Genomic DNA, 3,443 nt, shown 5'->3' on the forward strand with positions numbered 1-3,443 from the left:
TGGACAAGAACACATTACAAAAACGCTGCAAAATGCCCTTTTGCAAAAAAAGTTTTCTCATGCCTACCTATTTTCCGGGCCAAGAGGAACGGGAAAAACCAGTGCAGCCAAAATATTTGCCAAGGCTGTCAACTGTGAACATGCTCCTGTTGATGAGCCATGCAACGAATGTGCGGCCTGTAAAGGGATAACAAACGGGTCAATATCCGATGTCATAGAAATTGACGCCGCTTCTAACAACGGTGTTGATGAGATCCGTGACATTCGCGATAAAGTGAAGTTTGCCCCGTCGGCCGTCACATATAAGGTATATATCATAGATGAGGTACATATGCTTTCTATCGGCGCCTTTAATGCATTGCTAAAAACATTAGAAGAGCCGCCCGAGCATTGTATTTTCATTTTAGCAACAACCGAACCGCACAAAATTCCTTTAACCATTATCTCCAGATGTCAGCGTTTTGATTTTAAACGAATTACATCCCAAGCGATTGTCGGACGTATGAATAAAATTGTTGATGCAGAACAGCTGCAAGTGGAAGAGGGATCGCTTGATATCATTGCGAGTGCTGCAGATGGCGGTATGAGGGATGCTTTGAGCCTTCTTGATCAGGCGGTATCATTCAGCGGTGATGTTCTGAAAGTCGAAGATGCGCTTTTGATTACGGGAGCTGTTTCTCAATTATATATAGGGAAGCTGGCGCAATCCCTGCATGATAAAAACGTTTCTGACGCACTGGAAACATTAAATGAACTGCTTCAGCAAGGGAAAGATCCAGCTAAGCTGATAGAGGATATGATTTTCTATTTCAGGGACATGCTGCTATACAAAACAGCCCCTGGCTTAGAAGGAGTGCTTGAAAAAGTAAAAGTTGATGAAACGTTCCGAGGACTAAGCGAACAAATTCCGGCACAGGCCATATATGAAATGATTGATATTCTAAACAAGAGCCACCAGGAAATGAAATGGACAAATCATCCCCGTATCTTTTTTGAAGTGGCAGTGGTGAAGATTTGCCAAACGTCTCATCAATCAGCAGCTGACCTGCCGGAAGTCGATATGCTGATGAAAAAAATTCAGCAGCTCGAGCTGGAAGTGGAGCGGCTTAAAACAACGGGAATTAAAGCAGCGGCGGAAAGCCCGAAAAAAGAAACGCCGCGTGTGCCTAAGGGCGGGAAATCCAATTACAAAGCGCCAGTAGGGAGAATTCATGAAATTCTGAAGGAAGCTACGAGACCGGATCTTGACCTGCTCAGAAACAGCTGGGGCAAGCTTCTTGCTCATCTCAAACAGCAAAACAAAGTATCACATGCCGCTTTGCTGAATGACAGTGAACCTGTGGCTGCCGCCTCAGCGGCATTTGTTCTGAAATTCAAATATGAAATTCATTGTAAAATGGTTGCCGAGGATAATAACGGAGTCCGGACCAATCTTGAGCAGATTCTAGAATCGATGCTCGGAAAAAGAATGGATTTGATTGGCGTTCCTGAAGCACAATGGGGTAAAATAAGAGAAGAATTTTTAGTAGATCATCAGCAGGAAAATGAAGGATCAAATGAACCGGCTGAAGAAGACCCGCTTATTGCCGAGGCGAAAAAGCTTGTCGGAGCGGATTTAATTGAAATAAAAGACTAACAAAATGAAAGAGAGTGAATGCTATGCGTGGCGGAATGGGAAATATGCAAAAAATGATGAAACAAATGCAAAAAATGCAAAAGGACATGGCGAAGGCTCAAGAAGAGCTTGCAGAAAAGGTTGTTGAAGGAACTGCAGGCGGCGGTATGGTAACAGTAAAAGCAAACGGCCAAAAAGAAATCCTGGATGTCATCATCAAAGAGGAAGTCGTTGATCCGGAAGATATCGACATGCTTCAAGACTTAGTGCTTGCTGCAACGAATGAAGCTTTGAAGAAAGTTGACGAGATCACAAACGAAACAATGGGTCAATTTACAAAGGGAATGAACATGCCAGGTTTATTCTAGGGGGATAAAAGAACATGCAATATCCTGAACCAATATCAAAGCTGATTGACAGCTTTATGAAATTGCCAGGGATCGGACCGAAAACAGCGGTTCGTCTGGCTTTTTTTGTTCTAGGTATGAAAGAAGATGTGGTATTAGATTTTGCCAAAGCATTAGTAAATGCGAAACGCAATCTGACATATTGTTCAGTTTGCGGGCATATTACAGATCAGGACCCGTGCTATATATGTGAAGATACACGCAGGGATAAGTCCGTTATCTGTGTTGTGCAAGACCCTAAGGATGTTATCGCTATGGAGAAAATGAAGGAATACAACGGACAGTATCACGTTCTTCACGGCGCCATTTCTCCAATGGACGGCATCGGACCAGAGGATATTAAAATACCAGAATTGTTAAAACGATTACAGGATGATCAAGTGACAGAAGTGATTCTCGCAACTAACCCTAATATAGAAGGGGAAGCAACGGCGATGTATATATCAAGGCTCCTGAAGCCGTCTGGTATTAAGCTCTCCCGTATTGCCCACGGACTGCCCGTCGGCGGCGATTTGGAATATGCTGATGAGGTCACTCTTTCTAAAGCACTTGAAGGAAGACGTGAATTGTAAGGAGGAAAAAGCGATCCATGGGTTTTCTTCGCAAGAAAACATTGAGAAGAGAGTTTGATGAAAAACTAATTGAGCAGCTTTTTAAGCAAAAGGAAGAGTGGAACAGGCAAAAAAAGCTGGTTGAAAAAAGCTTAGAACCGTCTGCTGAAGTGTTATACGAACTGAAAGTAGCTGAAGCGAAGTATTTTTTTTACTTGAGGGAAGCGAAACAGAGAAATTTAAAAATCAGCCGGTGGAAGTAAGTGGTCTAAACTCCTGGATCTTCTCATAAGCTTGTACTAGAACAAGCAAGGGAGATGAGAAGATTCATGGAGCCTATTTTTATTATAGGGATTATTTTAGGACTGGTTATTCTTCTTTTTTTATCAGGTTCAGTTGCAAAGCCGTTAAAGTGGATTGGTATCACAGCTGTTAAATTTGTGGCGGGCGCTTTGCTGCTGGTTTGTGTAAATATGTTTGGCGGCAGCCTTGGCATTCATGTGCCGATTAATCTGGTCACAACAGCTATCAGCGGGATTTTAGGGATACCGGGAATAGCCGCGTTAGTCGTCATTAAGCAATTTATTATTTAAATGATATTAATATGTTGACTTTAATAATCTAAGGTGTTATTCTAATATACGTCGCTGATGACGAATCGCTTTTTGAAAAGAAATTGTTGAAAAAAGTTATTGACGAGAGCGGCGGTAAATGTTATGATTATAAAGTCGCTTAAAGAGCGATAGACAAAGTTCTTTGAAAACTAAACAAGACAAAACGTACCTGTTAATTCATTTTTTATAAAATCGCACAGCGATGTGCGTAGTCAGTCAAACTAGGGCCTGCACGATGCAGGTCACACAGGTGTCG

5 protein-coding genes are annotated in these 3,443 nt (G+C 42.1%); all 5 read left to right on the forward strand.

What is annotated here, in order from left to right; all coding sequences use genetic code 11:
* A partial coding sequence (dnaX, locus tag RAC86_RS36825) for a DNA polymerase III subunit gamma/tau (protein ID WP_377886788.1) occupies positions 1 to 1,636 on the forward strand: 1,636 nt, incomplete at its 5' end.
* 23 nt (positions 1,637 to 1,659) lie between these two features.
* On the forward strand, positions 1,660 to 1,983 hold the full coding sequence (locus RAC86_RS36830) for a YbaB/EbfC family nucleoid-associated protein (RefSeq protein WP_003225427.1): 324 nt from the start codon (positions 1,660 to 1,662) through the stop codon (positions 1,981 to 1,983).
* A gap of 14 nt (positions 1,984 to 1,997) precedes the next feature.
* Positions 1,998 to 2,594 (forward strand): recombination protein RecR, encoded by a 597-nt coding sequence (gene recR, locus RAC86_RS36835; RefSeq protein ID WP_003225425.1) that lies wholly within the window; start codon positions 1,998 to 2,000, stop codon positions 2,592 to 2,594.
* Positions 2,595 to 2,611: 17 nt separating this feature from the next.
* On the forward strand, positions 2,612 to 2,836 hold the full coding sequence (locus RAC86_RS36840; RefSeq protein ID WP_014112283.1) for a YaaL family protein: 225 nt from the start codon (positions 2,612 to 2,614) through the stop codon (positions 2,834 to 2,836).
* Positions 2,837 to 2,902: 66 nt separating this feature from the next.
* Complete coding sequence (gene bofA / locus RAC86_RS36845; RefSeq protein ID WP_072565615.1) at positions 2,903 to 3,166, forward strand: sigma-K factor-processing regulator BofA; 264 nt, start codon at positions 2,903 to 2,905, stop codon at positions 3,164 to 3,166.
* Positions 3,167 to 3,443 lie beyond the last annotated feature (277 nt).

This window comes from Bacillus sp. LR_5, from assembly GCF_042709275.1.

Bases quoted from the DNA above. Each gene is read 5' to 3' on its own strand.
- RAC86_RS36830 (WP_003225427.1), top strand. From the start codon at position 1,660: ATGCGTGGCGGAATGGGAAATATGCAAAAAATGATGAAACAAATGCAA.
- recR (WP_003225425.1), top strand. From the start codon at position 1,998: ATGCAATATCCTGAACCAATATCAAAGCTGATTGACAGCTTTATGAAA.
- RAC86_RS36840 (WP_014112283.1), top strand. From the start codon at position 2,612: ATGGGTTTTCTTCGCAAGAAAACATTGAGAAGAGAGTTTGATGAAAAA.
- bofA (WP_072565615.1), top strand. From the start codon at position 2,903: ATGGAGCCTATTTTTATTATAGGGATTATTTTAGGACTGGTTATTCTT.